20 protein-coding genes and 1 tRNA gene are annotated in these 25,160 nt (G+C 67.2%); 10 read left to right on the forward strand and 11 right to left on the reverse strand.

Features of this window, described 5'->3' with window-relative positions:
* Together QT386_RS06375 and QT386_RS06380 are read left to right on the forward strand one after the other, a co-directional pair.
* Positions 1 to 246, forward strand: a 246-nt coding sequence (locus QT386_RS06375) for an aminotransferase class IV (RefSeq protein WP_289272915.1), incomplete at its 5' end; no start/stop codon positions are given.
* A gap of 34 nt (positions 247 to 280) precedes the next feature.
* Positions 281 to 898 carry a LysE family transporter gene (locus QT386_RS06380; RefSeq protein ID WP_289272916.1) on the forward strand — a complete coding sequence of 206 codons (618 nt, stop codon included), beginning with the start codon at positions 281 to 283 and terminating at the stop codon, positions 896 to 898.
* Between the two features lie 134 nt (positions 899 to 1,032).
* Here the strand turns inward: QT386_RS06380 and QT386_RS06385 are convergent, their stop codons facing one another.
* The 3 genes from QT386_RS06385 to QT386_RS06395 are packed head-to-tail and all read right to left on the reverse strand — an operon-like array spanning position 1,033 to position 6,620.
* Positions 1,033 to 2,415, reverse strand: coding sequence for an FAD-binding oxidoreductase (locus tag QT386_RS06385; protein WP_289272917.1), 1,383 nt, complete (start codon positions 2,413 to 2,415; stop codon positions 1,033 to 1,035).
* Positions 2,416 to 2,428: 13 nt separating this feature from the next.
* On the reverse strand, positions 2,429 to 4,144 hold the full coding sequence (locus QT386_RS06390; RefSeq protein ID WP_289272918.1) for a hypothetical protein: 1,716 nt from the start codon (positions 4,142 to 4,144) through the stop codon (positions 2,429 to 2,431).
* Entirely contained in the window at positions 4,134 to 6,620 is a 2,487-nt protein-coding gene (locus QT386_RS06395) for a TonB-dependent receptor (protein ID WP_289272919.1), read from the reverse strand. The genes QT386_RS06390 and QT386_RS06395 overlap by 11 nt, the downstream gene beginning before the upstream one ends.
* A gap of 108 nt (positions 6,621 to 6,728) precedes the next feature.
* Between QT386_RS06395 and QT386_RS06400 the strand changes: the two genes are divergently transcribed.
* From QT386_RS06400 to QT386_RS06415, 4 genes are all read left to right on the forward strand, one after another.
* On the forward strand, positions 6,729 to 7,370 hold the full coding sequence (locus QT386_RS06400; protein WP_289272920.1) for a TetR/AcrR family transcriptional regulator: 642 nt from the start codon (positions 6,729 to 6,731) through the stop codon (positions 7,368 to 7,370).
* Complete coding sequence (locus QT386_RS06405) at positions 7,367 to 8,860, forward strand: mannitol dehydrogenase family protein (RefSeq protein ID WP_289272921.1); 1,494 nt, start codon at positions 7,367 to 7,369, stop codon at positions 8,858 to 8,860. Before QT386_RS06400 ends, QT386_RS06405 begins: the two co-directional genes overlap by 4 nt.
* Positions 8,857 to 9,765: a carbohydrate kinase gene (locus QT386_RS06410; RefSeq protein ID WP_289272922.1), complete on the forward strand. Its 909-nt coding sequence runs from the start codon at positions 8,857 to 8,859 to the stop codon at positions 9,763 to 9,765. The genes QT386_RS06405 and QT386_RS06410 overlap by 4 nt, the downstream gene beginning before the upstream one ends.
* 122 nt (positions 9,766 to 9,887) lie before the next feature.
* On the forward strand, positions 9,888 to 10,595 hold the full coding sequence (locus tag QT386_RS06415) for a hypothetical protein (RefSeq protein ID WP_289272923.1): 708 nt from the start codon (positions 9,888 to 9,890) through the stop codon (positions 10,593 to 10,595).
* 11 nt (positions 10,596 to 10,606) lie between these two features.
* Here QT386_RS06415 and QT386_RS06420 read toward each other — a convergent pair whose 3' ends face one another.
* The gene (locus QT386_RS06420) at positions 10,607 to 11,068 is read right to left on the reverse strand and encodes an Lrp/AsnC family transcriptional regulator (RefSeq protein WP_289272924.1); all 462 of its coding nucleotides are present in this window, start codon (positions 11,066 to 11,068) and stop codon (positions 10,607 to 10,609) included.
* Between the two features lie 143 nt (positions 11,069 to 11,211).
* Between QT386_RS06420 and QT386_RS06425 the strand changes: the two genes are divergently transcribed.
* Positions 11,212 to 14,715 carry an indolepyruvate ferredoxin oxidoreductase family protein gene (locus QT386_RS06425; protein ID WP_289272925.1) on the forward strand — a complete coding sequence of 1,168 codons (3,504 nt, stop codon included), beginning with the start codon at positions 11,212 to 11,214 and terminating at the stop codon, positions 14,713 to 14,715.
* Between the two features lie 37 nt (positions 14,716 to 14,752).
* Here QT386_RS06425 and QT386_RS06430 read toward each other — a convergent pair whose 3' ends face one another.
* Genes QT386_RS06430 through QT386_RS06440 form a run of 3 tightly spaced genes read right to left on the reverse strand, consistent with a single transcriptional unit; the run spans position 14,753 to position 19,731 of the window.
* Entirely contained in the window at positions 14,753 to 15,646 is an 894-nt protein-coding gene (locus tag QT386_RS06430; protein WP_289272926.1) for an alpha/beta hydrolase, read from the reverse strand.
* Positions 15,639 to 17,294 (reverse strand): alpha/beta hydrolase, encoded by a 1,656-nt coding sequence (locus QT386_RS06435; protein WP_289272927.1) that lies wholly within the window; start codon positions 17,292 to 17,294, stop codon positions 15,639 to 15,641. The genes QT386_RS06430 and QT386_RS06435 overlap by 8 nt, the downstream gene beginning before the upstream one ends.
* 10 nt (positions 17,295 to 17,304) lie before the next feature.
* A complete protein-coding gene (locus QT386_RS06440; protein ID WP_289272928.1) occupies positions 17,305 to 19,731 on the reverse strand; it encodes a TonB-dependent receptor in 2,427 nt (808 codons plus the stop codon).
* Positions 19,732 to 19,855: 124 nt separating this feature from the next.
* On the opposite strand from QT386_RS06440, the gene QT386_RS06445 reads away from it, so the two are divergent.
* Positions 19,856 to 20,494: a TetR/AcrR family transcriptional regulator gene (locus tag QT386_RS06445; protein ID WP_289272929.1), complete on the forward strand. Its 639-nt coding sequence runs from the start codon at positions 19,856 to 19,858 to the stop codon at positions 20,492 to 20,494.
* Between the two features lie 25 nt (positions 20,495 to 20,519).
* Here QT386_RS06445 and QT386_RS06450 read toward each other — a convergent pair whose 3' ends face one another.
* Complete coding sequence (locus QT386_RS06450) at positions 20,520 to 20,651, reverse strand: hypothetical protein (RefSeq protein WP_289272930.1); 132 nt, start codon at positions 20,649 to 20,651, stop codon at positions 20,520 to 20,522.
* A 167-nt stretch (positions 20,652 to 20,818) separates the two neighbouring features.
* On the opposite strand from QT386_RS06450, the gene QT386_RS06455 reads away from it, so the two are divergent.
* Both QT386_RS06455 and dksA read left to right on the forward strand, forming a co-directional pair.
* Positions 20,819 to 21,460 (forward strand): hypothetical protein, encoded by a 642-nt coding sequence (locus QT386_RS06455; RefSeq protein ID WP_289272931.1) that lies wholly within the window; start codon positions 20,819 to 20,821, stop codon positions 21,458 to 21,460.
* 253 nt (positions 21,461 to 21,713) lie between these two features.
* Entirely contained in the window at positions 21,714 to 22,475 is a 762-nt protein-coding gene (gene dksA / locus QT386_RS06460; RefSeq protein ID WP_289272932.1) for an RNA polymerase-binding protein DksA, read from the forward strand.
* 169 nt (positions 22,476 to 22,644) lie between these two features.
* Here dksA and QT386_RS06465 read toward each other — a convergent pair.
* From QT386_RS06465 to QT386_RS23365, 3 genes are all read right to left on the reverse strand, one after another.
* A tRNA-Leu gene (locus tag QT386_RS06465) sits at positions 22,645 to 22,729 on the reverse strand.
* 534 nt (positions 22,730 to 23,263) lie between these two features.
* Positions 23,264 to 24,073 (reverse strand): DNA methyltransferase, encoded by an 810-nt coding sequence (locus tag QT386_RS06470; protein WP_133164341.1) that lies wholly within the window; start codon positions 24,071 to 24,073, stop codon positions 23,264 to 23,266.
* Between the two features lie 667 nt (positions 24,074 to 24,740).
* Positions 24,741 to 25,130, reverse strand: coding sequence for a YkvA family protein (locus QT386_RS23365; protein WP_104231612.1), 390 nt, complete (start codon positions 25,128 to 25,130; stop codon positions 24,741 to 24,743).
* Positions 25,131 to 25,160: the final 30 nt, after the last annotated feature.

Consider the following 25,160-nt stretch of genomic DNA (forward strand, 5'->3'; position numbering starts at 1 on the left):
ATGCAGCTGGCGCAGGACAACGGCCTGAAGATCGTGGAGCGCCGCATCACGCGTGACGAGGTCTACGTGGCCGACGAGGCCTTCTTCACCGGCACCGCCGCCGAAGTGACCCCGATCCGCGAAGTGGACAACCGCCCCATCGGCAGCGGCTCGCGCGGGCCGATCACCGAGAAGCTGCAGAAGCAGTACCTGCAACTGGTCAAGGGCGAGAGCAGCCAGTACCCGGAGTGGCTCAGCCACATCTGAGCCGTTCGCCATCCTGACCGGGCACCTGGGAGTCGTGAACCACCTTGCCCTGTTCGGTGCCGCAGCCCTGGCGCATCTGCTTGCCGTGATGTCGCCAGGGCCTGATTTCGCAATCGTTTCGCGCCAGGCCCTGTTGCATGGACGCAGCGCGGGCCTGTGGACCGCCTGGGGGATCGCTAGCGGCATCGTTGCCCATGTGGCCTTGGGCCTGTTCGGACTGGGCTGGTTGCTGGAGCGCCTGCCTTCACTGCTGGAATGGCTGCGCTACGGCGGCGCCGCCTTCCTGATCTGGATGGGATACGGCAGCTGGCGTGCATCCAGCACTCCGGGCAGCGAGACCGCGGTCAACGCCGCGCCGGCCCCGAGGAGAAGCTATCTCCTCGGCGTCGCCACCAACCTGTTGAATCCCAAGGCCGCCCTGTTCTGTGCGGCGCTGTTCTCGGCAACCCTGACCGCCGGCGCGCCCGCCTCGCTGAACATCCTGCTGGGCGCCTGGATCATCCTCAGCACCGGCACCTGGTTCAGCCTGATCTCATTGGCGATCGCTCATCCGCGCATCCGCCAGCACCTGCTGTCTCGAGCCAGGCTCATCGATCGCGCGATGGCCGTGCTGCTGGTATCCCTGGCCCTGCTCTTACTGTTTTCGCCCTAGCCAGCGATCAACCGTTCAGCGCCGGCCGTATCGTCCATGAGGCCGAGCGCGCCCAGCCGGTGACCTTGACACGGTCCCTGCGGATTCACGACGTGCCGTACGCCGCCTCGCGCCCCCGCCCCCCCCCGCACACGTCATGCCGTCTCCAGGACCTTGCCCGGATTCAGAATGCCCTTCGGATCCAGGCTGCGCTTGAGCACGTGCATCAGCGCGATCTCGTCGGCCGAACGCGAGATGCCCAGCTTGCCGCGCTTCTCGGTACCGATGCCGTGCTCGGCGGAAATCGAACCGCCGATGGGTTCCAGCGGCGCGTAGACCTCGACATCGGACTGCTCGTGCTGCCCCTCGCCTTCGCAGCCGGGGTGGACAAACAGGTGAAGGTTACCGTCACCGATATGCCCGATCACGTCGCAGCGGCTGTTGGGCCAGCGCTGCTTCAGGCGCTGCTGCACGGCCGCGATGTAGGCTTCCATCTCGCGGATCGGCAGGCTCACGTCGTAGAGGAAGATCGGCTTTCGCTGGTACAGCGCCGAGAAATTCTCGCGGATCTCCCACAGCGCCCGGCGCTCGGTATCGGACTGGGGGATCACCGCGTCGGCCACCAGCCCCTCTTCCAGCGCCTGCGCCATCACCGCCTCGAACTGCTCGCGATCGGCCCCGGGGTTGGCACCCTCGGCCTCCAGTACCACGTAGTAGGCATGCTCGCGCTCCATCGGCGCGCGGTGCCAGCCCGGCGCCGTCACCTCGCGGAAGTAGTCGCCCCACATTACCTCGTAGGCGCTGAGCTGCCCGCCCAGGGACTGCTGCAGGCGCTTCAGCAGGCCGGTCACGTGACCGAAGCTGGCCAGGGCTACCATCGCGGTATTGCGGCTCACCGGCAGCTCCTCCAGCCGCACCACCACGCGCGTGACCACGCCCAGCGTGCCCTCGCTGCCGATGAACAGTTGCTTGAGGTCGTAGCCCGCGTTGTTCTTCAGCATGTGGTTCATCGAGGAGATCACGGTGCCGTCCGCCAGCACCGCCTCCAGGCCCAGCACGCGGCTGCGCATCATGCCGTAGCGGATCACGTTGATGCCGCCGGCATTGGTGGCGACGTTGCCGCCCACCGTGCAGGAGCCACGCGCGCCGAGGTCCACCGGGAACATCAGCCCCTGCTCGCGCACCGCCTCCTGCAGCCGCTGCAGCACCACACCGGCCTGCACCGTCGCCGTGCGGCCGACCGAGTCGATGTCCTCGATCGCGGTCATGCGCTCCAGCGATATCACCACGCTGGAGGCGTCGGTGGTGGCGCCCTCGACGCAGCCGGTAAGCCCGCCCTGCGTCACCACCGGCTGGCCGCGCTCGTGGCAGATCTGCATCAGCCGGGAAAGCTCGGCCGTGCTGCGCGGCCGCACCAGCGCCGCGGCGCGCATCGGCGACGGGTCCCAGTAGCTGTTGGCCCGGTCGGCCACGCGCTCCGGCGGCAGCACGGCATCGGCGCCCAGGGCTGTAGTCAGGACTTCGAGAATGCTGCTCATGGAATCTTGCCCCTCAGGCAGCGACCGGACGGCCGATCGCGGTATCGGAAACATGGTCGGAAACAGTGCTGGCAACAGCGTACCCCGCCCTCAGCGACAGGGCGACGGCGCGAGGATAGACACTGCTGTGAGTCTCACCCTCCAGGCATTCGCAGCGCAGTTCCAGCGCCGGTCGCTGCTCGCGCAGGCGCTGGCCCCACTCCTCGGTACGGTCGATACCGGCCATGCGGTTGAACGCATTGTCCCTCTCCAGACTGCCTAGTGTCAGCACCGCCAGGCCGGCACGCGGTGCCATGTCGCCGGGCTGCGCATGGTTCAGCAGCCAGGAGTCGCTGATGCCGACGCCGGGGCTGATGGCGAAGTAGCGCCGGAATGGCGAGTCCGGCCGATACAGCGCATAGCCGACGAAGGTTCCGCCGGCAGAGTGGCCCAGCAGGCCCAGGTCGCCGGCATCGATCGGCAACTGCCGCTGCAGCAGCGGCAGCAGTTCATCGACGATGAAGCGGAAGAACTTCGGCGCCCGGCCCAGGCGTCGTCGGGCATCCTGGCCACGCAGCGCGAACAGACTGCGGAACACGCGCCCGAGATCGTCACCGCAGGCATAGGCCCGGGGAGCCGGCGGCGAGAACTCCTCGAAGCGGCGGAAGGCGAACTCCATCGGCCCTTCACTGCGCGGGGTACCGATGCCGATCACGATGGTCTCGGCGATCTCGCCGGCCGCCGCCATGCGCGCGGCGGCTTCAGCCACTGTGGAGAATTCGATGTTGGCATCCAGCACCAGCAGCGCCGGGTAGCGGCGCAGGCTGGCCGGCGCATACGACGCTGGCAGCGACACGAAGATCTCGAAATTGCGCGCCATCTGCTCCGCGCGCAGCAACTGCCGGTTGGCAGGGTTGAACGCCGTGGGCGGCCGGCGCCGCAGGCGCCGGAAGACCGGAGACAGCAGTCCCAGCAGGCCGCTGACGGCCCGCTTGCCCATCGGCACGACGTTGTCGCCGTAGTTCTTGCCGGTGCCCCAGAGGCTGCGCAGGCCATCCAGCAGCGCCGGCATGGCCAGCGTGCTGGCGCCCAGCCCGGCCTGCCAGCGCAGCGACACCGCGGCACCGCCGGCTGCTTTGGAGAGCGCCTTGCCGAGTTCCTGCCAATCCACCTCGCCGGCTCGGCCGGTGGCGGTGATGGACAGCTTGCGGCCGGCGCCGCGCTCGGCCGGTAGGTCCCTAAAGCGGCGCAACACCGCGCTGGCCCGCGCCAGGTCGTGCTCGCCGGCGATGAAGCGGCCGATACCCTCGACGCCGCCCAGCAGCGCCTGCAGCACCACGCCGGCCGCGGCATTGCAGCCGTACAGCGCTACCTCGTCTTCCTCGACGCGGTAGCGCTCGCGGCACCAAGCCAGGATTTCGCCGCCGATCATTGCCGCGAGCCGGCCTGCGGCCTCGGCGGAGCCGTCGCCACCCAGGTCCGGCAACCCCACCACGATGCACTCGCGGTTCTCGCTGGTATCCGACATCAGGCGGCTCATCTCCACCGCCGAGCCGAACAGCCCCTCCGCATCCAGAACGAACAGCAGCGGGTAGCGTTGCCGGCGCGAGCCTTCGTAGCTCTTGGGCAGGGCCACGCGCAGTTCACGCAAGGCACCGCCGGCCTCGACCGCATGGCGCTCCACCGCATCAAGACGATCGGCGGCATCATCGCCCCCAAGGACGAAGAGCGGGCTTTTTTCAGAAGTCATAGCTGAGCCTCAGGCCGATCACGCGCGGCGTGATGACCGTATACTGGGCGATGGGAGCGGAGATGGCGACGACGGCGCGCTTGTCGGTGAGGTTGTCGCCGAACAGCTGCAGGCGCCAGCTCTGGCGGCTGATGCCGATGCTGGCCTTCAGCTGGTCGTAAGCGTCGATGACGATGTCGTCCACGCCCTCGGAGCGGAAGATCACCGACTGCTTGTCGATGTACGAATACGTGGCCGAGAACTCGCCCTGCAGGTCCATCGGCAGCAGCCAGGTGTAGGCCAGCGTGCTGCTCCAGGTGAGCTTGGGGCTGTTCGGCAGCGCCGAGCCCTTGACCACGTGGCTGTTCTCGCGCGGCTTGGTCACCTCGCCGTCGTTGTAGCCCAGGTTCAGGCTCAGCATCAGCCCCTCCAGCGGCATCCAGTTGATGCCCAGTTCTGCGCCCAGCAGCTTCGAGTCGCCGGCATTGGCCAGGTAGGCGAAGTCGGTCGGCACGATTCCCAGGCGCGCGGTTCCCACCACAGTGCCTTGCATGTCCTCCCAGTCGATGCGGTAGAGCGCCAGGTTCGCGATCAGCGTGCCATCCAGCCAACTCGACTTCAGGCCGATCTCCTTGTTCCAGACATAGTCCGGATCGACGATCGGCGGGCCGCTGGCCAGTGCCGCGTAGACGTTCGGCGTGCCGGAGCGGAAGCCGCGCGCCACGGTGGCATAGGCCATGTGGTCGTCGGTGATGTGCCAGGACAGCGAGACCTTCGGCAGGATGCCCTGCGTGCGCAGTGCCTGGCTGAAGTACTTTCTCGCGGTGCCCGTCTGCGGGTCGATGTTGCGCGGGTCGGTGGCCAGCAGGAAGGCCTCCACGCCGTAGAACTGCGTATCGATGAAGAACGACACATCCTCGCGGAAGGCACGCAGGCCGCCGATCAGCTCCAGCTTGCCGGGCACCAGTTCCCAGTTCACCTCGCCGTAGGCCGCGATCTGCTTGAAGGTCTCGTCGCCGAAACCCTGCTCCTGCCGCCCCTGGATCGGGTTGAAGCCGCGCAGGATGCCGTTGAACAGGCCGGTTGGATCGTCGGGGATCACATCCTCGCGCTTCTCCTGGTCGAAGCCCTGGCTGCGGTCTCGGTAGAACAGGCCGCCGATCCAGTCGAAGCGCTCGTCGCCGGCCGACACCAGGCGCAGCTCCTGCGAAAATGACTCCAGCTGCGTCAGCACCTGGGTGGAGGCATTCGAGAAGATGTCCGGCGCCGTCAGTCCCAACTGCCCGAACTGCGTCTGCAGCAGCGACTGCAGCACCGGCGTGCGGCGGCGGCTGTCGCGGTCGGTGTTGTAGAAGGCACTGACCGCAGTCAGCTGCGCGAAGGACAGGTCCCAGCGCACCGTCAGCGCGTGGATGTCGAACTCCGTCAGGGCGTACTGGTCCTCGCGCCGCGAGTTGGTCAGCGCCTCCTGCTTGCCTGGATCCACGGTCGGGAACTGGTCGCGGTCGGTCTTCTCGTAGAAGTACATGTACTCCAGCTCGAATGCGTCCCAGGGCTTGTAGGACAGGATCGCGCGCAGCGAGCGGTCATCCTCCGAATCTGCGTCCTCGCGGTCCAGGGCCGTGTAGTCGACGTAGCCGCCGGTGTGGCGCATCGTGCCGACGATGCGCGCCGCCAGCCGGTCCTCCAGGATCGGCACGTTCACCGCGCCACGGAAGTCTCGGCTGGGCGCACCGTCGGAGGTCACCGAATACATGGCGGCGGTGCGGAACACCCACTCGTCCATGTCCGGCGCCATGGTGATCATCTTGATCGCGCCGCCCATCGAGCCCTCGCCGTACAGCGTGCCCTGCGGGCCCTTGAGGATCTCCACGCGGTTCAGGTCGAACAGGTTGAGATCCGGGAACACGCCGGAACCCTGGATCGCCACGTCATTCAGATAAACGCCCGTGGTCGGCGAGCCGGCGCCGTAGCCGAGATCCGAGGCATTGACGTTGGAGATGCCACGGATGCTGATCTTGGACGAGCCGTTGCCCGACTTCTGCAGCGACACGCTCGGCACCTCCAGCAGGTAGTCCTGCATGCCCTTGGCGCCGGCCTTGTCCAGGCCCTCGCCACCGAAGACCTGCGCGCCGCCGACCACGTCCTGGATGCTCTGCTCGCGGTAGGCCGCCGTCACTACGATCTCCTCCACCTGGCGGCTGGAGGGTGCCGCAGCCATGGCCGGCACCGGCTGCGGTTTCTGCGCCACCGGAATCACGTCCAGTTCCTCGCCCGGATCCGCCGCGGCCGGCGCAGCCTCGTCGCTGGCTGCGGCGGTAGCCTGCGGCGCCTCGGGAGCCGCAGGTGGCGGCGCCGGCTCGGCCATCAGTTCATCGAGGAAATCCGCGTCCTCTGCCCCGGCGTCCCCCCCGGGCGCCTCCTGCGCCACGGCGGTGGTGGCCACCGTCAGCACGACAATCGCGGCCGCAGCGCGCGACAGCCCGAAAATCTTCATGACGCTCTCCTCACAGCAGCGCTACACTAATATGCAGCGTCTATTAATACTCTGTGATTTTCAATATATGATGTATTTAATTGGCTCGCAAGGGGAACCCGCCAAGTCATGAAAACCGCAAAACCCGAGCTGGCCGGCAAGCCGCGGCTGTCGCGCGCCGAGCAGAAGCTGCAGCGCAGCCAGGACCTGCTTCAGGCCGCGCGCATCAAGTTCATGGAGAAGGGCTATGAGGCCGTCACCATCGACGACGTCGCCGAGTACGCCGGCATGTCGCGCATGCCGGTCTATTCGTTGTTCGGCGACAAGCAGAACCTGTTTTTCGAGCTCTGGCACAGCACGGTCGGCCAGTTGTCCAAGCGCCTGGTCGGCGTCTCCGCCCCGGGCCAGCCGCTGCGAAGCAAGCTCACGGCCCTGGCCGACCTGATCGGCCAGGGCGATGCCGCCGCCTCCGCCGACGACCCCGGCATGAACCTGTTCTTCGTGGTGCAGACCATCGCGCTGAGCCGGCCGGAGATCGCCGCCAAGCTACGCGCCACCGCGCAGGAGATCGTCGCCGACTTCACCGCCTTCATCCGCGACGCCACCCACGTCAAGGGCGAACGCCTGCGCAGCGATCCGGAGACCGTCGCGGTCCACATCGTCGCCCACATCAACGGCCTGTCCACCGCCCAGTTCCAGACCGGCAAGCGCTACCTCGATCCGCGAGAGCTGGCCGAGATCTTCATCGGCATCGCCATCCGGACCGCATGAGCGCAGGCCTGCCGCTGCGCAACGCCACGCTGGAGCGGGTCGCGCAGATCACCGTTGACGGCGCCGCCGTGGACACGCCGCGGTATGCGCGGCAGATGAGCCAGCGCATCTGCCACCTCGGCGTCGGCGGCTTCCACCGCGCGCACCAAGCACTGGTGCTGCACCGCCTGCTGCAGCAGGGCCTGGCCGACGGCTGGGGCATCTGCGGCATCGGCCTGCGTGCCGCCGACCGCCCCATGCACCAGGCCCTGCAGGCCCAGGACGGTCTCTACTCGCTGTGGGAACTGGAAGGCAATCAGCGCCGCGTCACCGTGGTCGGCTCGATCATGGATCACCTCGACGCCAGCGACGACAGCCGCGCCGCCGTGGCCCTGCTGGCCGACGCGAACACCTTCATCGTCTCACTGACCGTCACCGAGGCCGGCTACTGCCTGGATGCCGCCGGTGCCCTGGATACCCTGCACCCCGACATCATCCACGACCTCGTCCAGCCCGCCCGCCCGCGCAGCGCGCCGGGCCTGCTGGTCGCCGCCCTGTCCGCGCGCCGCGCCGCCGGTATCGGCGGATTCACGGCCATGTCCTGCGACAACTTGGTCGGCAACGGCCACCGCCTGCAGGCCGCCGTGCTGGGCCTCGCTGCGCGCCTCGATCCGGCGCTGGCCCAGTGGATCGGTGCCGAGGCCAGTTTCCCCTGCTCGATGGTCGACCGCATCACGCCGGCCGCCGATCCTGCGCGCAGCGCCCGCCTCTGCGCCGACTGGGGTGTGGACGACCGCATCCCCGTGGTCTGCGAGCCCTGGCTGCAATGGGTGATGGAAGACCGATTCATCGCCGGCAGGCCACCGTTCGAGCAGGACGGCGTGGTGTTCTCCGACGCAGTCGAGCGCTACGAGGACATGAAGGTCGGCCTGCTCAACGGCGGCCACAGCGCCCTCTCGCACCTTGGCCTGCTGCTCGGCTACACGAGGGTGCATGAGGCGCTGGCCGATCCCCTGGTGCGTGACTGGCATCTCGGCTACATGCAGGAAGTGGCGGCCACGCTGCAGCCGCTGGGCGGCGTCGATTACCGCGCCTACCAGGCCTCGCTGGCACAGCGCTTCGCCAACGCCGCCATCGAGGACCGCCTGCTGCGGCTGGCCATGGACAGCTCTACCAAGTTTCCCCAGGTACTGCTGCCACCAACGATCCGGCGCCTGCAGGCCGGGCAGCCGATCGACCACCTGGCCACCGCCATCGCGCTGTGGATCGTCTACCTTGACGCCCTCGCACAGGACGCGGCGCAGCGCCGCGAGTACGTGGACCATGACCGCGACGGATTGATCGCACTGGCCGTCGCCGCGGTGGCGAGCCGCCAGGCCGACACGTTCCTGGCCTCGAAGCTATCATTGCCGCCCACCCTGGCCACCCCGTTCGCAGACGCTGTCACGCAGCAACTGCGTTCACTGCTCCAGTGCACACCCCGCGACCACATCCGGAGCCTCGCGCAATGACCGCCTCTTCCTCGCCCGCCCTGGTAGTCTTCGGCGAGGCCCTGACCGACTTCGTGCACCACGGTGACGGCCGCTGGCAGAGCGCGGCCGGCGGCGCCTGCTGGAACGTGGCGCGCGTCGCGGCGACGCTGGGCATCCCCACCGCCTGGGCGGGCGCGGTCAGCAACGATGCTTTCGGGCAGCAGATCGTCGACCTGTCGCGCGTCGCCGGGCTGGACCTGGACTACATCCAGGTGGTGGACAAGCCGCCCCTGCTGGCCATGGTCACGCAGATCGACCCGCCGCGTTACCTGTTCGTGGGCAACGACGCAGCCGACCTCGCCTTCGACGAAACGCGGATGCCGGCCGGCTGGCAGTCCGGCTGCCGGATCGCGCACTTCGGCTGCATCAGCCTGGTGCGGCAACCGCTGGGCGAGCGCCTGCTGCGCATCGCCGAGTCGCTCAAGCAGGCCGGCGTGCAGATCAGCTTCGACCCCAACCACCGTGCCCTGATGGGCCCGGACTACCCGGCGCTGTTCGAGCGCCTGGCCGCCATCGCCGACATCCTCAAGGTGTCCGACGAGGACCTCGCCGGCATCTATCCCGGCCTGCCGCTGGATGCCGCGCTCGGCAAGGTGCTGGAACGGGCCCCCACGGCCCGCGTGATCCACACCCACGGCGCCGCCGGCATGACGCTGCACTACGCCGGCCTGCGCCTGGCCCAGGCCTCCTTCCCGGTGCAGGTGGCGGACACCGTCGGCGCCGGCGATGCCTGCATGGGCGCCTTCCTGGCCCATCGCCTGGCCGAGCCGGACGCGCCGCCCGCCGCCGCCCTGCGCTACGCCGCGGCCTCGGGCGCGTCCGCCTGCGCCCGGGTCGGCGCCCACGCCCCCACCGCCGACGAGCTGCGCCGCATCCTGGGCTAGGGCCTCTCGGCCCTGGCAGTCCCCGGGGTGAGGCGAACGCCACCCGGAGCCGTCATGCTTCGGCGTTCCCGGTGCGCGGAGGCGCGCCGGATGCCCGATGACGCGCTCGAACAGGTGAAGCAATGAAGACCTTCCTCCGGATCCTGGTGCTGGCCCTGTGGCTGCCGCTGGGCATCGCCCAGGCCTCGCCCGCCGACGAAGTACTGCAGCGCCATATCGAAGCACTCGGTGGCCACGACAAACTGGCGCGCATCCAGACGCGCGTCATGGAAGCCAAGATTTCGGTCGGCTGGTTCAGCGCCAAGATGAAGTCACGCCTGATCCGCCCGAACATCTACGAGGCGGAGGCCACCATCCTCGGCCAGGGCGGCGGCAGCGGCTATGACGGCACCACCGGCTGGGTCCGCAAGGGCAGCAAGATCAGCGTCGCCCCGGACAAGGAGCTCAAGCGCATGCTGCGCGGCAACAGCCTGGACTGGGACCGCAAGTTCAAGCAGTTCTACCCCACGCGGCGCCTGCTGCCCGACGAGACCATCGACGGCAAGAGCGTCAAGGTGGTGGAACTGATCGCCGACAACGGCGACCGCGAGATTTGGCGCTTCGACACCGCCACCGGCCTGCTCAAGCAGCTGGAGGCCACCAAGCAGGACGAGGAGAATCCCGAGCCGGTCAAGGTGATCTCCAACGTCAGCGACTACCGCGAGATCAACGGCATCCTGGTCGCCCACAAGATCACCGGCCTGGAAGGCAAGCGCGAATTCTCGATGGAGCTGCTGTCGGTGGTGTTCAATCAGCCGGTCGCGCCGATCCGCTTCCCCGGCACCAAGTAGTCGCTAGCGAGCTACAGCTCCGGCCCGCGGCGGCGGATCACCGACTTCAGCGCAAAGCTCGACTGGATGTGGGCGACGCCGGGAATGCGCGTCAGCTTCGACAGCAGTTGCTGGTAGTGGTCCAGGTCGCGCACCACCACGCGCAGCGTGTAATCCGCGCCGCCGGACATCAGGAAGCAGCTCATCACCTCCGGCAGCGCGGTCACGCGCTGCTCGAAGCGCGCCAGCACCTCTTCCACCTGCCGCTCCAGCGTCACCGAGACGAAGGCGCTCATCGCGCCCATCAGCCGCTTCTCGTCCAGGTGCGCGCTGTAGCCCTCGATATAGCCCTCTTCCTCCAGGCGCCGGACCCGGCGCAGCGTCGGCGTCAGCGACAAGCCGATGTCGTCGGCCAGACTGCGCCAGCTCATGCGCCCGTCCCGCACCAGGGCGCGCAGGATCTTCATATCGTAGGAATCGAGATCTTCAGCCATATAAAACCAACAATTTATTGTTTATTGGTTCATTCATACTAAAACATCCCGATTCCAAAGTTAAATTTGGAATCCTGTACTCCGGCCCCGGACCTAAGATTTCCGTACGCAGAGGCGCCATTGGCGCACCCACGGAGAGTCCGATGTCCGCCGCACCGATCCTGGCCCAGCCCGACTTCAGCTACGACGACGTGTATGCCCGCGCCGACGGGCCGATCTTCATGACCGGCATCCAGGCCCTGGTGCGCCTGCCGATGGCGCAGCGCCGCTTCGACCGCGCCCGCGGCCTCAGCACTGCGGGCCTGGTGTCCGGCTACCGCGGCTCGCCGCTGGGCGCCTACGACCAGCAACTGTGGAAGGCCCAGAAGCACCTGGATGCGCACGACGTGAAATTCCAGCCCGGCCTCAACGAGGACCTGGCCGCCACCGCGCTGTGGGGCGCGCAGATGCACAAGGCCTTCGGCCAGACCAAGGTCGATGGCGTCTTCGGCGTCTGGTACGGCAAGGGCCCCGGCGTGGATCGCACCGGCGATGTCTTCCGCAACGCCAACATCCTCGGCACCTCGCGCCTGGGCGGCGTACTCGCGGTAGCCGGCGACGACCATGCCGCGCAGTCCTCCATGTTCCCTCACCAGACCGACGGCATATTCCAGTCGGTGATGATGCCGATCATCCAGCCCGCCAGCGTCGAGGAAATCCTCTCGCTGGGCCTGGCCGGCTTCGAGCTGTCGCGCTACTCCGGCCTGTGGGTGGCAATGAAGACCATCGCCGAGGTGGTGGAAAGCGCCTCGTCCTTCCTGCTGCCCGCCGCCGCCCCGCTCTTCATCGAGCCCGAGGGTGCGCCCGCGCACGGCCTCAACTGGGACCCGGGCATCGCCTGGCCGGCGCAGCGCGCCGAGCTGGAGCGCCGCCTGGTGGACGAGCGCCTCCCCGCCGCCCTGGCCTGGGCCCGCGCCAACGCCCTCAACCGCCCGGTGGTGCGCGCGCGCCAGGCACGCCTGTGCATCGTCACCGTCGGCAAGGCGCACCAGGACCTGATGCAGGCCCTGGCCGACCTGGGCCTGCGCGACAACGACCTGCAGGCCCTGGGCATCTCGGTGTTCAAGGTCGCCATGAGCTGGCCGCTGGAAGCCGGCTCGCTGCTCGACTTCGCCGACGGTTGCGACGAGCTGCTGGTGATCGAAGAGAAGCAGCCCATCGTCGAGTCGCAGGTCAAGAACGCGCTGTACCACCGCCCCGCCGCACGTCGCCCGCGCGTTACCGGCAAGACCGATCCGGAAGGCCGCCCGCTGCTGCCGGTGGTCTCCGAGTTCACCCCGCTGATGGTGGCGCGCGTGCTGCGCGGCCGCCTCGCCGCCATGGGCGAGACGCTGGCGCTGTCGGGCCGCATGGCGGAGATCGAGGCGCGCAGCGGCGCCAGCTCGGTTACTCCGATGCCGGCACGCAAGCCCTTCTTCTGCTCCGGCTGCCCGCATGGCACCTCCACCAAGACGCCGGAAGGCTCGATGACCGGCGGCGGCATCGGTTGCCACATCATGGCGCTGTCGCAGCCGGCGCTGAAGACGCCGACCTTCAGCCAGATGGGCGGTGAAGGCCTGCAGTGGGTGGGCGCCGCGCCGTTCTCGGAGACGCCGCATATCTTCCAGAACCTGGGCGACGGCACCTACCAGCATTCCGGCCTGCTGGCCGTTCGCGCCGCCGTGGCCGCCAAAACCCGCATCACCTTCAAGATCCTCTACAACGACGCCGTCGCCATGACCGGCGGCCAGCCCGCCGAGGGCAGCATCGACCCCGCGCGCATCACCCGGCAGCTGGCCGCCGAAGGCGTCGGCCGCATCGCTCTGGTCAGCGACGATCCCGCCCGCTGGCAGAAGGCCGAAGGCCTGGCCGAGGGCGTCGAGATCCATCACCGCGACGCGCTGGACGCCGTGCAGCGCGACCTGCGCGAGCAGGAAGGCGTCACCGCCATCATATACGAGCAGACCTGCGCCGCCGAGAAGCGCCGCCGCCGCAAGAAGAAGATCCTGCCCGCCTCCAGCCGCCGCCTGTTCATCAATCCCCGCGTCTGCGAAGGCTGCGGCGACTGCTCGGTGCAGTCCAGCTGCATCGCCGTGGAGCCGATGGAAACCGGCTACGGCCGCAAGCGCCGCATCAACCAGTCCAGCTGCAACACCGACCTGTCCTGCGTGAAGGGCTTCTGCCCGAGCTTCGTCGAGATCGACGCGCCGGTGCTGCGCAAGCCGGACCCGGATCGTCTCAAGTCCTTCGAGGCACAGACCTTCGCGCAGTTGCCGGACACCGCCTTGCCGGCGCTGGACGGCGTCTGCAACGTCTACGTCGCCGGCGTCGGCGGCACCGGCGTGCTGACCGTCGGCGCGCTGCTGGGCAGCGCCGCCTACTTCGACGGCCGCCACGCCTCGGTGCTGGACTTCACCGGCCTGGCGCAGAAGAACGGTGCCGTGGTCAGCCAGGTGCGCATCGCCGCCACCGCCGGCGAGATCCACGCTGTGCGCATCGGCGCCGCCGACATCGACCTTCTGCTGGGTGCCGACTTCGTCAGCGCCGCTGCGCCGGACGCGCTGCAGAAGCTGGCGCCCGGCCGCTCCGCCGTGGTGCTGAACACCGACGAGACGCCGACCGCCGACATCGTCGCCGACCGCGACGCCCGCCTGCCCTCGCAGCGCATGATCGACCTGGTACTGTCGCGCGCCGCCGCGGACAAGCGTCACGCGCTGCAGGCCCACCGCATCGCCGAGGGCCTGTTCGGCGACACCGTGGCCGCCAACACCCTGCTGCTGGGCTACGCCTGGCAACAGGGCCTGGTGCCGCTGTCGCTGGCCGCCATCCGCCACGCCATCAAGGTCAACGGCGCGGCGGTCGGCCTGAACCTGCGCGCGCTGGACTGGGGCCGCCTGGCCGCCATCGACCTGGGCAAGGTCGAGCAGATGGCCGGCCTGGTCGAGGCCGAGGAAAGCGAAACCCTGGAGCAGTCCATCGAGCGCCGCGCCACGGACCTGGTGGCCTACCAGGGCCCGCAGCACGCCGAACGCTACCGCGCGCTGCTGCAGCGCGTGCGCAGCGCTGCCACGCCGCTGGGCGAGGCCGGTCAGGACTTCATCGCCGCCGTCGCCGCCAATGCCTACAAGCTGATGGCCTACAAGGACGAGTACGAGGTGGCGCGCCTGTACGTGGAGCCCGCCTTCCGCAGCGCGCTGGACCAGCAGTTCGCCGATGCCGGCAAGGTCTCGGTGTGGCTGGCTCCGCCGCTGCTGTCGCCCATCGACGCGCGCACCGGCCGCCCGCAGAAGCGCCGCTTCGGTCCCTGGATCTTCCGTGCCTTCGCGCTGCTGGCCAAGCTGAAGTTCCTGCGCGGCACGCCGCTGGACCCCTTCGGCTACAGCGAGGAGCGCCGCGCCGAGCGCCGCCTGGCCAAGGAATACATCGAGACCATCGAGGCGCAGTCCGCCACGCTGTCGGCGGCCACGCTATCCACCGCCATCGAGCTGGCGACGCTGCCGCAACAGATCCGTGGTTACGGGCCGGTGAAGATGGAAGCCATCGCCAAGGCCGATGTCCGCCGCATCGAGCTGCTGTCGGCACCGGCGAAGCTGCCGCCGCCGGCACGCATCTACAACGCCGCCGCCTGACGAGACCGGCGCCGGGGCCATCCGGCGCCCGCTGGCCTCAACGGTACAGCCGCGCCATCCAGTCGCGGATGTCCGCCAGCGCCTGGTCGTGCGCCGCCGTCGGCTCCAGGCCGACGAAGCCGTGCTTCTGGCCGGGGTAGCTCTTCACCTGCACGTCGTTGCCGGCCTCTTGCATGCGGCCGGCGTAGGCCCGGCCCTCGTCGCACAGCAGGTCTTCCTCGGCCAGCAGCACCAGGGCCGGCGGCAGGCCGGAGAGATCGGCCACGCGCTGCGGCGTCGCCAGCTCATGGGTGTTGGAGGCTGGCCACTCGGAGCTGTCGGCGGTATACCAGCGCCACAGGTCGGCCAGGCTTTCGCGCGTCAGCGGATAGGGCTTGCGGCCGTAGCGCGCATAGGACGGCCAGTCGCCGGAGACATGGTCGGTGACCGGATAGATCAGCACTTGGCCCTTGAGCACGCCAGGGTGGCGGCTGCGTGCCTGCAAGGCCACCACCGCGGCCAGGTTGCCGCCAGCGCTGTCGCCGCCGATGCTGATGCGCTGCGGGTCCGCGCCAATGCGGGCCGCGTTGGCCACCAGCCAGTCGAGCGCCGCCAGGCAATCCTGCACGCCGGCCGGGAACGGATGCTCCGGCGCCAGGCGGTAGTCCACCGAGATGACGATATGCCCGCTGCGGCGGCAGATGTCCCGGCACAGCGCATCATGGGTATCGAGGTTGAAGCCCACCCAGCCGCCGCCGTGGAAATACAGCATCACCGGCAGCGCGCGATGATCACCCGCCGGGGTATAGCGCCGCGCCGGGACCCAGGTCTCGCCGAAGGCGATTCCCAGCGGCTCAGCCGTCACACCGGCAGGCACCTTGCCGCGCCACTTCAGCCGGATCACCGGCACCAGAAGCCGCCGCAGGATCCTCAGCTTGATCAGTTCAAACATGGGGGACATCTCTCGCTTTCTTCGGATGGAAGCGTGTCAGCAGCAGCGCATAGGCACGTGCCAGCACGGTGGTATGGGTCTCGCCGTCCAGGCAGGCATAGTCGATGCTGCCCGCCTGGCCGCGCTGCCGCAGCGCCTCGGCATAGTGCTCGGCCTGCGGGATGCCGGCCAGGCGGTTGAATGCGTTGTCCTGCTCCTCCCCGCCCATGGTCACCAGCAGCTTGCCGGCGCGGGGCATCACCGCCAGGCCGTCCTCCGGCGCGAGCATCCAGTCGCGGCTGATCGCCACCCCCGGGCTGAGCGAGCCGATGCCGGCGAACGGCGTATCGGCCTGCGCGCGCTCGTACGCCGCGTAGGTGCCGCCGGCGGAGTGCCCCACCAGGGACAGGCGCTCGGGATCGATCGGCAGGCTTCGCATCAGCTGCGGCAACAGTTCCTCGGAGAGGAACCGGTGGAACAGCGGCGCCCCGCCGAAATGCTGGCGCGCATCGCGGCCGAACAGCGAGAAGATCGACAGGAAGAAACGCCCCAGGGCACCCTCGAAGGCCCCCTCGGCCGGCGGCGAGAACTCCTCGAAGCGGCGCAGGCCGAAGGCCACCTCGCCCTCGGCGCGCGGCACGCCGATGCCAACGGTGATGAGGTCCTCGATCTCGCCGGCGTCGATCATGCGCGCCGCGATCTCGGAGATGCAGGACCAGGTGGAGTTCGCGTCCAGCGCCAGCACCGCGGGATAGCGGCCGCCCGCACTGGGCCGACCGCGCGGCAGGCCGACGAAGATCTCGAAGTCGCGATCCATGATCTGCGAGCGCAGCACATGGCGGCTGGCACCGCCCACCGGCACGGCTGGCTCGCGGCGCAGGCGGCGGATCAGCGGCGACGCCGTGCGCAGCAGGCGTTCCACCAGCGGGCGGCTCAAGGGCATCACGTCATCGCCATAGGCGCGGCCGGAACCCCAGAAGCTGCGGATGCCATGGCACAGGGCCGGCACCGCCAGGCCCTCGCCCGTGGATTCCGGCAAGCGCTTGACGGCAACACTCGCCGGCGCGTCGCACGCCGGCGTGTCATTGGTGGCCCAGGCGACTCGGGGGCGCCCCCGGTGCAGGCCCGCGGGCCAGGGCAGGCTCGCGGCCTCGGCACCGGCCACGATCCAGCGATCGATGGCCGTATCGGGCTGCCGCAGCAATTCGCGCGTGCAGGCCAGGCTGCGGCCCGCCGCAAACAAGGCGACCTCGCCCGGCTTCACGCGGTAGTGCAGCTGGCACCACTGCAGGATGCGCCCGATGCGTTCGGCCTGCACCGCGGCGTCGGCGCGAGCCAGCCAGGGATCGTCATGGCTCACCACGATGCACTCGCCCGCTTCCTTGGTGGCGACCAGCACGCGTGCCATCTCGATGCTGGCTCCCAGCATGCGGGTGCCGTCGGCCAGCAGCAGCAGCGGATAGCGCCGCAGCCCTCGTTCCCGGAACGACAGCGGCAACGCCACGGTGAGCCGGAAGCCATCCGCCGGCCCAGCGCCATGCACGGCATGGCTCTCCACCCGCGGAAAGCGCAGGCGCGCGGAATCGTCGGTGCCGATGACGAAGCGGCAATGGTCCAGGGGGGGGGCCAGGCGGGCGGCGTTGATCGGCTGGTTCAGGGCACTCAGCATGGGGACGCGCTCAGAAGCTCAGGCCGATGCGCGCGACGAAGGTGCGCGGGCGGATGTAGCCATGGTCCTTGGCGAATTGCGGGTTGTTGACGCCGCTGACCACGCCGCGCTCGTCGGTGAGATTGACCAGGGACAGCGACAACTCGGGCCTGCCGCTGATCGCGTCGTTGCCCAGCGTGAGAACGGCATCGAGCGTCTCGTAGCCGAACACACTGTCGAGATAGGCCAGCGTATTGGGTGCGGAACTGATCGTGGTGTAGGTCAGCGCGCCGCCGCCATTCCAGGCACCGGCCAGCGGGCGCGCATAGCTCAGCGTGGCAGCGGTCTGCCATTCCGCCGCCAGCGGCCAGCGCGTGCCGGGCTCGATCTCGTCGCCGTTGTTGGCGGTGAAAGGCTTGGTTGTGACGGTGTCCACCCAGGAGCCGGAGAAGGCCAGGGCCAGGCCGGGCAGCGGCGTGAGGTAGCGCAATGCCAGCTCCACACCACGCGAGCGAGCGCCGCCGACGTTGTCGAAGTAGGCGCCTACGCCGCTGGAGTCGGACTGCTGCAACTGCGGATCGATCCAGTCGAGCTGGAACGGCGTGATGTCGATCTGAAGGGTGTCATCCAGCCACTGCGTGCGCAGGCCGAGTTCGTAGCTCCAGATGGTGTCGGACTTGTAGGTATCCGGTGCGCGCGACGTCAGCGTGCCCACCAGCACCTGTGCGCCGCCGAAGCGGAAGCCCCGGCTCACCGCGCCATAGACGCCGACGTTCTCGTTGACCTGGTACTTGACCGCGATCTTGGGATTCAGGCCCTGCTCTTCCAGCCGGCCCTCCTTCACCGCCTGCAGGCTGCCATTGGGCAAGGTCTGGTTGGCAGCCAGCGCGCCGGAGAAGATCACGCGGCTGTCGGACACGGCACGGAACGCGCGCAGGCCCAGCGTGACCTCCAGCGAACCCCAGAAGACCCCGGTGGTCTCGCCGAACAGCGCCGTCTCCTCGACCACGATGGGATCGGCGTTGCCGCGCACCAGGTTGACCTGGCCATTCTCCGTGATGGTGCCGCCGAGCCCCGGCAGCGCACGGCCCAGCGCTTGCAGCAGCGCCGGCGGCAGCGGCAGCGTGACATCGGTGAGCAGGTCCGTGGTCTCCACCATGCGCAGGCGGCGGTAGAACGCACCGCCCAGCAGCTTCCAGCGATCGCTGAAGCCGTCGTTGGAGGTGAAGCGCAGTTCCTGCATGAAGCTCTTGGACTCATTGTCGTTGGCCGTGGTGGCCAGCGGCGGCGGCCGGTCCATCAGGTTGGCGATGCGCGACACGTCGATCCGCGCGTGGAATTCCTTGTAGGTACGGCTGGTCTGCGACAGCAGGTCGAAGCGCTCGAAGGAATATTGGATGCCGAGCGTCTCCAGGTCGTAGCGCGTGTTAGTCGGACTGGCCTTGGGCGTGTTCGAGCGGCTCAGGCGCCCTTCGCGGTTGTCGGTGACGGCGGAGTCGAGCACGTCGGTCTCCTGCAGCACCGCCATGCCGCTGATCTTCCAGCGCTCGGACGGCTGCCACAGGCCCAGCACGCGGCCGCCGCGCTGCTCCACCTCGTTGACGTCGTCCAGGCCGCGCTGCAGGTCGTCCACCCAGCCCGGCGAGCCGCGGTCGAAGCCCACCACGCGCAGCGCGAAGGTCTCACCCACGGGGATGTTCACCGCGGCGCCATAGATCTGCCCCATGCCGCCCTCATGCACCAGCTCGGTCTGCGCGAAGGTCTTGAGCTCCCACTGCTCCAGGCGCGGCTCCTGCGGCACGTAGCGCACCGCGCCGTTGAGCGCGGAACCACCGAACAGCGTGCCCTGCGGCCCCTTGAGCACCTCGATGCGTGCGAAGTCGAAGGGATTGGGGTCCAATGTCACGCGCGGCAGCACCGGATCGTCGAAGGGCACGTCGCCCAGGAACACACCCGTGGTGCTGCTGGTATTGAGGTCGGCGCCGATGCCGCGGAAGGTGATGCGGCTGGCGTTGATGGAGTCGTTGGTGAAGGTCACGCCCGGCACCAGCTTGAGGAAATCCTCCTGCCCCTGCGCGCCGCGCATCTCCAGTTCCTGTGCGCCCAGCGCCGTGACGCTACCCGGCAGATCGCGCGGATTGGCCTCGCGCTTGGTGGCGGTGACCACGATCTCTTCCAGCAGGCCGGCGGGAGCGCGGGCCGTTTTCAACGCCGGCACGGTTTCCGTCCTGGCGGCCACCGGGATGGTCGGCAGCGATTCCGGCGCGACGGGGGGCTCCGATTCGCCCCGCGCGGCTTGCGCGTCCTGCTCCCCGCTCGCCTCACCTGCTGTTTGGGGCTCCAGGAGTTCGTCCAGCAGGACATCGTCCGGCGTGGCCGGAGACGAGTCGGCGAGCGCAGTCATGGGCAGCAGGCAGCACAGCGCGCAAAGGCCCGCCCCCGCTATTCCGTGCTTCATCCGGCGCTGCCGCATGGCTCTCCTCCACGCTCCTATTTTTGGAACGTTGTGTTCTGCAGAACATTATGTTCCCATTATCAGCGGCAGATGCGATCAAATGCAAGCCTCGAATCCTGGAAGCCCGATGAACACGCCTGCAAAGCCGAGACGCCAGCGCCTGAACCGAGGAGAGCAGAAGGAGATCCGTAGCCAGGAACTGCTGGACGCTGCCTGGGAGCTGTTCTGCGAGCGTGGCTACGAGGCGGTAACCATCGACCAGGTGGCGGAACTGGCGGGCTATTCGCGCAAGCCGGTGTACACCCTGTTCGGTGACAAGCAGACCCTGTTCTTCGAACTCTGGTCGCGCATGTTCATCGGCATGGCGGACCTCACGGTCTCGCTGTTCGACCCCCGCCAGACGCTGCGCACCAACCTCAAGCGCGTCGCCGAGCTTGGCGCGGAACGCGGCAGCCAGGAGCGCTCGCGCAAGGTGGAAGGGCTGCTTTTCTTCGTGATCCAGACCATCACGCTGAGCCGGCCCGACCTGGAGAAGCGCGTGCAGCCGCTGTTCGAGGACGCTCAGAGCCGCCTGGCGCAGGCCATTCGCAGCTGCCCGCTGGACCGCAAGGAGCGCCTGCGCGGGTCGGCGGAACAGGTGGCCGCGCACCTGGCAGCACACATCAATGGGCTCTCCCTGCTGCAGTTCCAGACCGGCCGGAACTATATGCAGGCGCAGGACCTGTACGACCTGTTCGTGTACATGGCCATCGTGCGCGAGGAGTGATGCGCGCCAGCGCCGCTGAGGCCACTCAGGGGATCAGGACTTCCAGATAGCTGTCGCTGTCGTCGATGCCGAATTCGATCCACATCGGCAGGTGGTCGCTCCTGCGGTCCTGATCGGCCAGCTGTCCCGATCCTACGCACGCCGCGGTGGCGCCCACCACCTCGCACGCACGATATCCCGCATGAAAATGAGACCTGCGACGCATTCCCGGCGGGGTTTCAGGACGAGCGGAGCACAGGCCGCCCCTTGGACAAGGACGCCCGTATCCACCACAGTGGCAGGCCACCCCGCCCACACGCACCCGGATTCCCGGACAGACAGACCATGCTCGAGTCGCTGGCGTACACACCGATTCCCCTGGGCCTGCAGCTGGCCTACACCGGCTTCATGGCCGTACTGGTGCCGGTTTACCTGCGCAAGTACGGCCCCACCAACTTCCTTTACTTCTGCGATGTGGCATTGTTGCTCACGCTGGCAGGCATCTGGCTGGAAGATGCCCTGCTGCTCTCGATCGCGGCGGTCGGCATCCTCGTCGCCCAGCTGTTCTGGCTGTTGTCCTTCCTGGCCCATCTCTGCAGGCGCAGGATCAGCGGCATGACGGACTACATGTTCGACAGCGGCCGATCGCGTTTCCTGCGAGGGCTGTCGCTATTCCATGGCTGGCTGCCAGTGCTGCTCATCTACCTGCTACTGCACACCGGCTACGATGCCCGCGCCCTGCCGATCTGGACCGGCCTGGGCACACTGCTGGTGCTGGTCTGCTATTTCTTCATGCCGCCGCCTTCGCCCCAGCGGGGCCTGGCGCCAGTCAACATCAATTACGTCTACGGCCTCGACAGCGACAAGCCCCAGCGCTGGATGCCGGAGCGCACCTGGCTGGCCACGGTGCTGATCGGTTTTCCGCTGCTGCTCTATCTCCCGGCTCACTTGCTGCTGGACCGGCTCATGCCGGCCGCTCTCCGCTGAGCTTGCCCCCGTCCTCAGGCCGTTCGCTCCGGTGCTTCGCAGCAGCCCCCATACGGGCCGAAGGATCATTCGGAATTGATTGACCCCACCCCCCCGGGGGTGTATAAACCCCGACTTTGTTCGACTTTGCATCGCAAAGGCAGATGGCATTAGATTGATCCAAATGAAAGCCAAAACGACGAAAAGCCCGGCAAAATCGGCTCCTGCGAAAGCAGCGGCCCCCAAGTCCGGCGGTTCCAAGAGTGCTCCTGGATTGCTCAGCAAGCTCAAGGGTGCGTTGACCAGCAAGAAGCCCGCCCCCGTCGCCAAGGCGCCGGCCAAGGCTGTCGCTAAGCCTGCCGCCAAGGCGGCTCCGGCCAAGGCTGTCGCTAAGCCTGCCGCCAAGGCGGCTCCGGCCAAGCCTGCGGCGCCTGCCAAACCAGCTGCTGCGGCCAAAACCGCCGCGGCCAAGCCCCCCATTACTTCCCCCTCGATGAAATCCGCCAGCACCGACAAGAGCAGCAAAGCCGCACCCGCCCCGGCCCCGGCCAAGAAGGCCGCCGCTCCGGCGCCCGTCCCGAAGAAGCCGACACCGCGCAAGCCCGTCGCGCCGATGAGCTTCGATGGCCTGCCAACCGAAGACCAGCTCCGCGCCATGTCGGACGACGACTACATGAACGACGTCCAGCTGGAGTTCTTCCGCCACCGCCTGCTGCAGATGCGTGCCGAGGTGCTGGAGCGCGAAGTGGACGTCAAGGAACGCCTGCATCAGCGCGAGGTGTTCGCCGACCCGGCCGACCGCGCCACCGCCGAGGAAGAGCACTGGCTCGACCTGCGCCTGCGCGAGCGTGAGTCGCTGTTGCTGCGCAAGATCGACGACGCCCTGCGCCGCCTGGAGAACCGCGAGTACGGCTACTGCGAGAAGACCGGTGACCCTATCGGCATCCCGCGCCTGCTGGCGCGACCCACCGCCACCGTCTGCGTGGACGTTAAGGGCCAGGACGAGCGCGTGGAAGCGCAGTTCCGCGACCGCTGAGGCATTCCGCTGCAAACCAAAGAAGCCCTGGAGCGATCCAGGGCTTTTTTGTTGCCGCTCCGGACAGGTCAGATTTTGAGTCTGCTGCGTCTACCGCCCACCTGAACGACAAAAGCCCCGGATCGCTCCGGGGCTCTCATGTCGCTCTTGTACTGGCGGCAGGTCCGCCTGGTGCCCATGGCCGGACTCGAACCGGCACGCCTCACGGCGCAAGATTTTAAGTCTCGTGCGTCTACCGATTCCGCCACACGGGCTACGGGAAATGTACGGTAAATGGAGGCCAGGGTCGGAATTGAACCGGCGTACGCGGATTTGCAGTCGGTTGCCTTCGCCCTGCAAAATCTTACGGATGCCGCCAAGCCTTCGATAACTTTAAGGTTTTCTCTCCCGATTGTTCCCGGGAGAACCCGCTAGTACCTGTTCATTGTAGCAAAAAATGGCTTCAATCCGGCCAACAAACCGGCCACGGCGTGCTCCCCCGCTTGTGCTTTCCGGAAACCCGGATACCGCGACTCGGTAAGATAACCGAGTCAAGCCATGACGAATGACGTTGATGTGGTCGATGCAGAAGTGGTTGCGCGGACCTGCGGCTGGACGTTGAAGACCCTCTGGAACCGGCGGTCAGCCGGAATGCCGACGCCTCCGAGCGTGCAAGTTCCGGGGATGAAACGACCAGTATGGCTCAGGCGCGACTTGATCGAATGGCTTGAAATGCACCGGGTCCGGCCCGCTCGTCGGGGCCGTCCAAGGAAAGGCGTTCCTTCGTGAGGGCTGTGCACACTGGTCATTTATGGGGAGTCTAGGTGCGCAGCAAGGCGCTCACGGCAGAGCTTTATCGCCGCCGCCGAGCGATCCGAGAGCAGCGCCGCACAACCGAGCCGCACGGCCGCAGCACCGGTGGTGCCGCTGCCCGCCGTCGGATCGATCACCAAATCCCCGGGCTTGGTCGTCATGCGTAGCAAAGGTTCAATCACCGATTCCGGCTTCTGATACCGAAATCCTGTCTGCTCCGAACGTTTGATGAATCCCGAGAGAAGCGCCTCCTGGAAAACGCTGTAGGGGGTCATCTTGAATTCGAGGCGATTCGCCGCCGCAAGCGCCCGGTGCTTCTCCGAGTAGAAGTGTTCGGGATACAGCTTTCCGTCGCGTCTTCGCAGGTGCAGACAGGTCTGCTGGGAGGGCCGCCACGATTTGGACCGTGACGGAGCATTTTTGAAGAACCAGGTCAGCCACCCCTCCAGCTTCAAGTGCGAAGGCCAATGGTCTACAAGCCTCGCTACTGACTCTGGAAATCCCCAGATAAAGATGTGAGGGGCGACCTGACTCGCCGCAGTAATCAGCGGGATCGTTTCGGCAAGGTAGGCAGCCCGTCCTGGCACATTCTTGTTCCTGTACATCGGATCCAGAACGACAGCACGTGCCTTCACGCCGGCGGCATGGAGCTGCGCGAGCAGCTCAAGGGCCCCGATTGGACCACGGACCAAAGCCCGGCCGGGTCGTGGAAGCACGAGTTGCTCTGGCGTTGGATCGACGGCCGCTATCCTGCTTGCCGCAGTATCAGCCCGGGACCGATTATGGGCCGCCAGCAATTCGGACACCTCTCCAAGAAGGCTCAAAGGAACCCGGACGCTCCGCGCAGGTTCTCCAAATCGCCCCGAGCCTAGTGGTCGCCCCGACCCGGTTCTACGTCCACCCTTTGGCACGTGAATTTGTCTTCTGATTGTCTGGCGACAATCATAGGGCATGAAACCCGGTAGGAGCAGTTCAAGGACTAGAAGGTTAAAGGCACGATCCGCAGTCCGGCATCCGGTTTGGGGCTGTTGATGCAAGGCAAAGCAGGCTATGCCGCAAAATTTTGATCGCTGGTCGAAAAGTCTATTGCCCGTACAGCGGTCAATGCCACATCCGATATTTGACCGACTCGGCAGACGCTTCAGGCTTTGGGACAGTGCCCCGAACTAGTCCACGGTTTAATGTAACCCGTACCTCGGAATTCGGGCCAACACTGATTTCTTGCCAATTTGCCTCAAAATCACCGGCGAACAATGCATATAGTGCATTGATTTTAAAATGTTTTTCAATAAACGCTGTTACACTTATGATAATAGCCCTTATCGTAAGTTGGGGGTCCGGACCAATCAAATACTGTACTTTTGACCCCACTTTTGTGTCTCAAGAACCGCGCAGTCGGCCTTGGCCTAGCATCGCTCCTGCCTCGGTATCCTGTGTCTCACGCAGGGGCCGGCAAAGGCAACACACTGAAGTTCAAGCGTTGGAAAAAGCACTGACCACCCAATCGGCCGCCACCCAGGCAAGGAACAGCCACAACGCTACAAAACACGTTGCGGCGGTATAACTGACGGGCCTGCTCGCGGCTTGCCGTGCTTGCACCCGGGCCGACTCTAGGATTTCTGGGGGAGTGAGCCGGACGACCAGGGCCAGACCCAGAGGGATCAACACTAGGTCATCAAGGTAGCCTAGGACGGGAATGAAATCCGGGATGAGGTCGATCGGGCTGAGGGCATATGCCGCCACAACCAGAGCCACTAGACGGACATGAAATGGCGTGCGGGGATCACGCGCGGCGAAGTACACCGTCAAGGTTTGTTGCTTGAGCTGCTTGGCTTGAGCCTTCAGGGAATCCAGAACTCTCACTGGCCGTACTTCGTTGATGTTTGCGCGCCG

It is taken from the genome of Solimonas sp. SE-A11, from assembly GCF_030345715.1.
In the GTDB taxonomy this organism is placed as follows: domain Bacteria; phylum Pseudomonadota; class Gammaproteobacteria; order Nevskiales; family Nevskiaceae; genus Solimonas_A.

Coding starts and splice junctions, on each gene's coding strand:
- QT386_RS06425 (WP_289272925.1), top strand. CDS start 11,212: ATGTCCGCCGCACCGATCCTGGCCCAGCCCGACTTCAGCTACGACGAC.
- QT386_RS06440 (WP_289272928.1), bottom strand. CDS start 19,731: ATGAAGCACGGAATAGCGGGGGCGGGCCTTTGCGCGCTGTGCTGCCTG.
- QT386_RS06395 (WP_289272919.1), bottom strand. CDS start 6,620: ATGAAGATTTTCGGGCTGTCGCGCGCTGCGGCCGCGATTGTCGTGCTG.
- QT386_RS06405 (WP_289272921.1), top strand. CDS start 7,367: ATGAGCGCAGGCCTGCCGCTGCGCAACGCCACGCTGGAGCGGGTCGCG.
- QT386_RS06430 (WP_289272926.1), bottom strand. CDS start 15,646: ATGTTTGAACTGATCAAGCTGAGGATCCTGCGGCGGCTTCTGGTGCCG.
- QT386_RS06420 (WP_289272924.1), bottom strand. CDS start 11,068: ATGGCTGAAGATCTCGATTCCTACGATATGAAGATCCTGCGCGCCCTG.
- QT386_RS06390 (WP_289272918.1), bottom strand. CDS start 4,144: ATGACTTCTGAAAAAAGCCCGCTCTTCGTCCTTGGGGGCGATGATGCC.
- QT386_RS06385 (WP_289272917.1), bottom strand. CDS start 2,415: ATGAGCAGCATTCTCGAAGTCCTGACTACAGCCCTGGGCGCCGATGCC.
- QT386_RS06435 (WP_289272927.1), bottom strand. CDS start 17,294: ATGCTGAGTGCCCTGAACCAGCCGATCAACGCCGCCCGCCTGGCCCCC.
- QT386_RS06455 (WP_289272931.1), top strand. CDS start 20,819: ATGCTCGAGTCGCTGGCGTACACACCGATTCCCCTGGGCCTGCAGCTG.
- QT386_RS06400 (WP_289272920.1), top strand. CDS start 6,729: ATGAAAACCGCAAAACCCGAGCTGGCCGGCAAGCCGCGGCTGTCGCGC.
- QT386_RS06445 (WP_289272929.1), top strand. CDS start 19,856: ATGAACACGCCTGCAAAGCCGAGACGCCAGCGCCTGAACCGAGGAGAG.
- QT386_RS06410 (WP_289272922.1), top strand. CDS start 8,857: ATGACCGCCTCTTCCTCGCCCGCCCTGGTAGTCTTCGGCGAGGCCCTG.
- QT386_RS06415 (WP_289272923.1), top strand. CDS start 9,888: ATGAAGACCTTCCTCCGGATCCTGGTGCTGGCCCTGTGGCTGCCGCTG.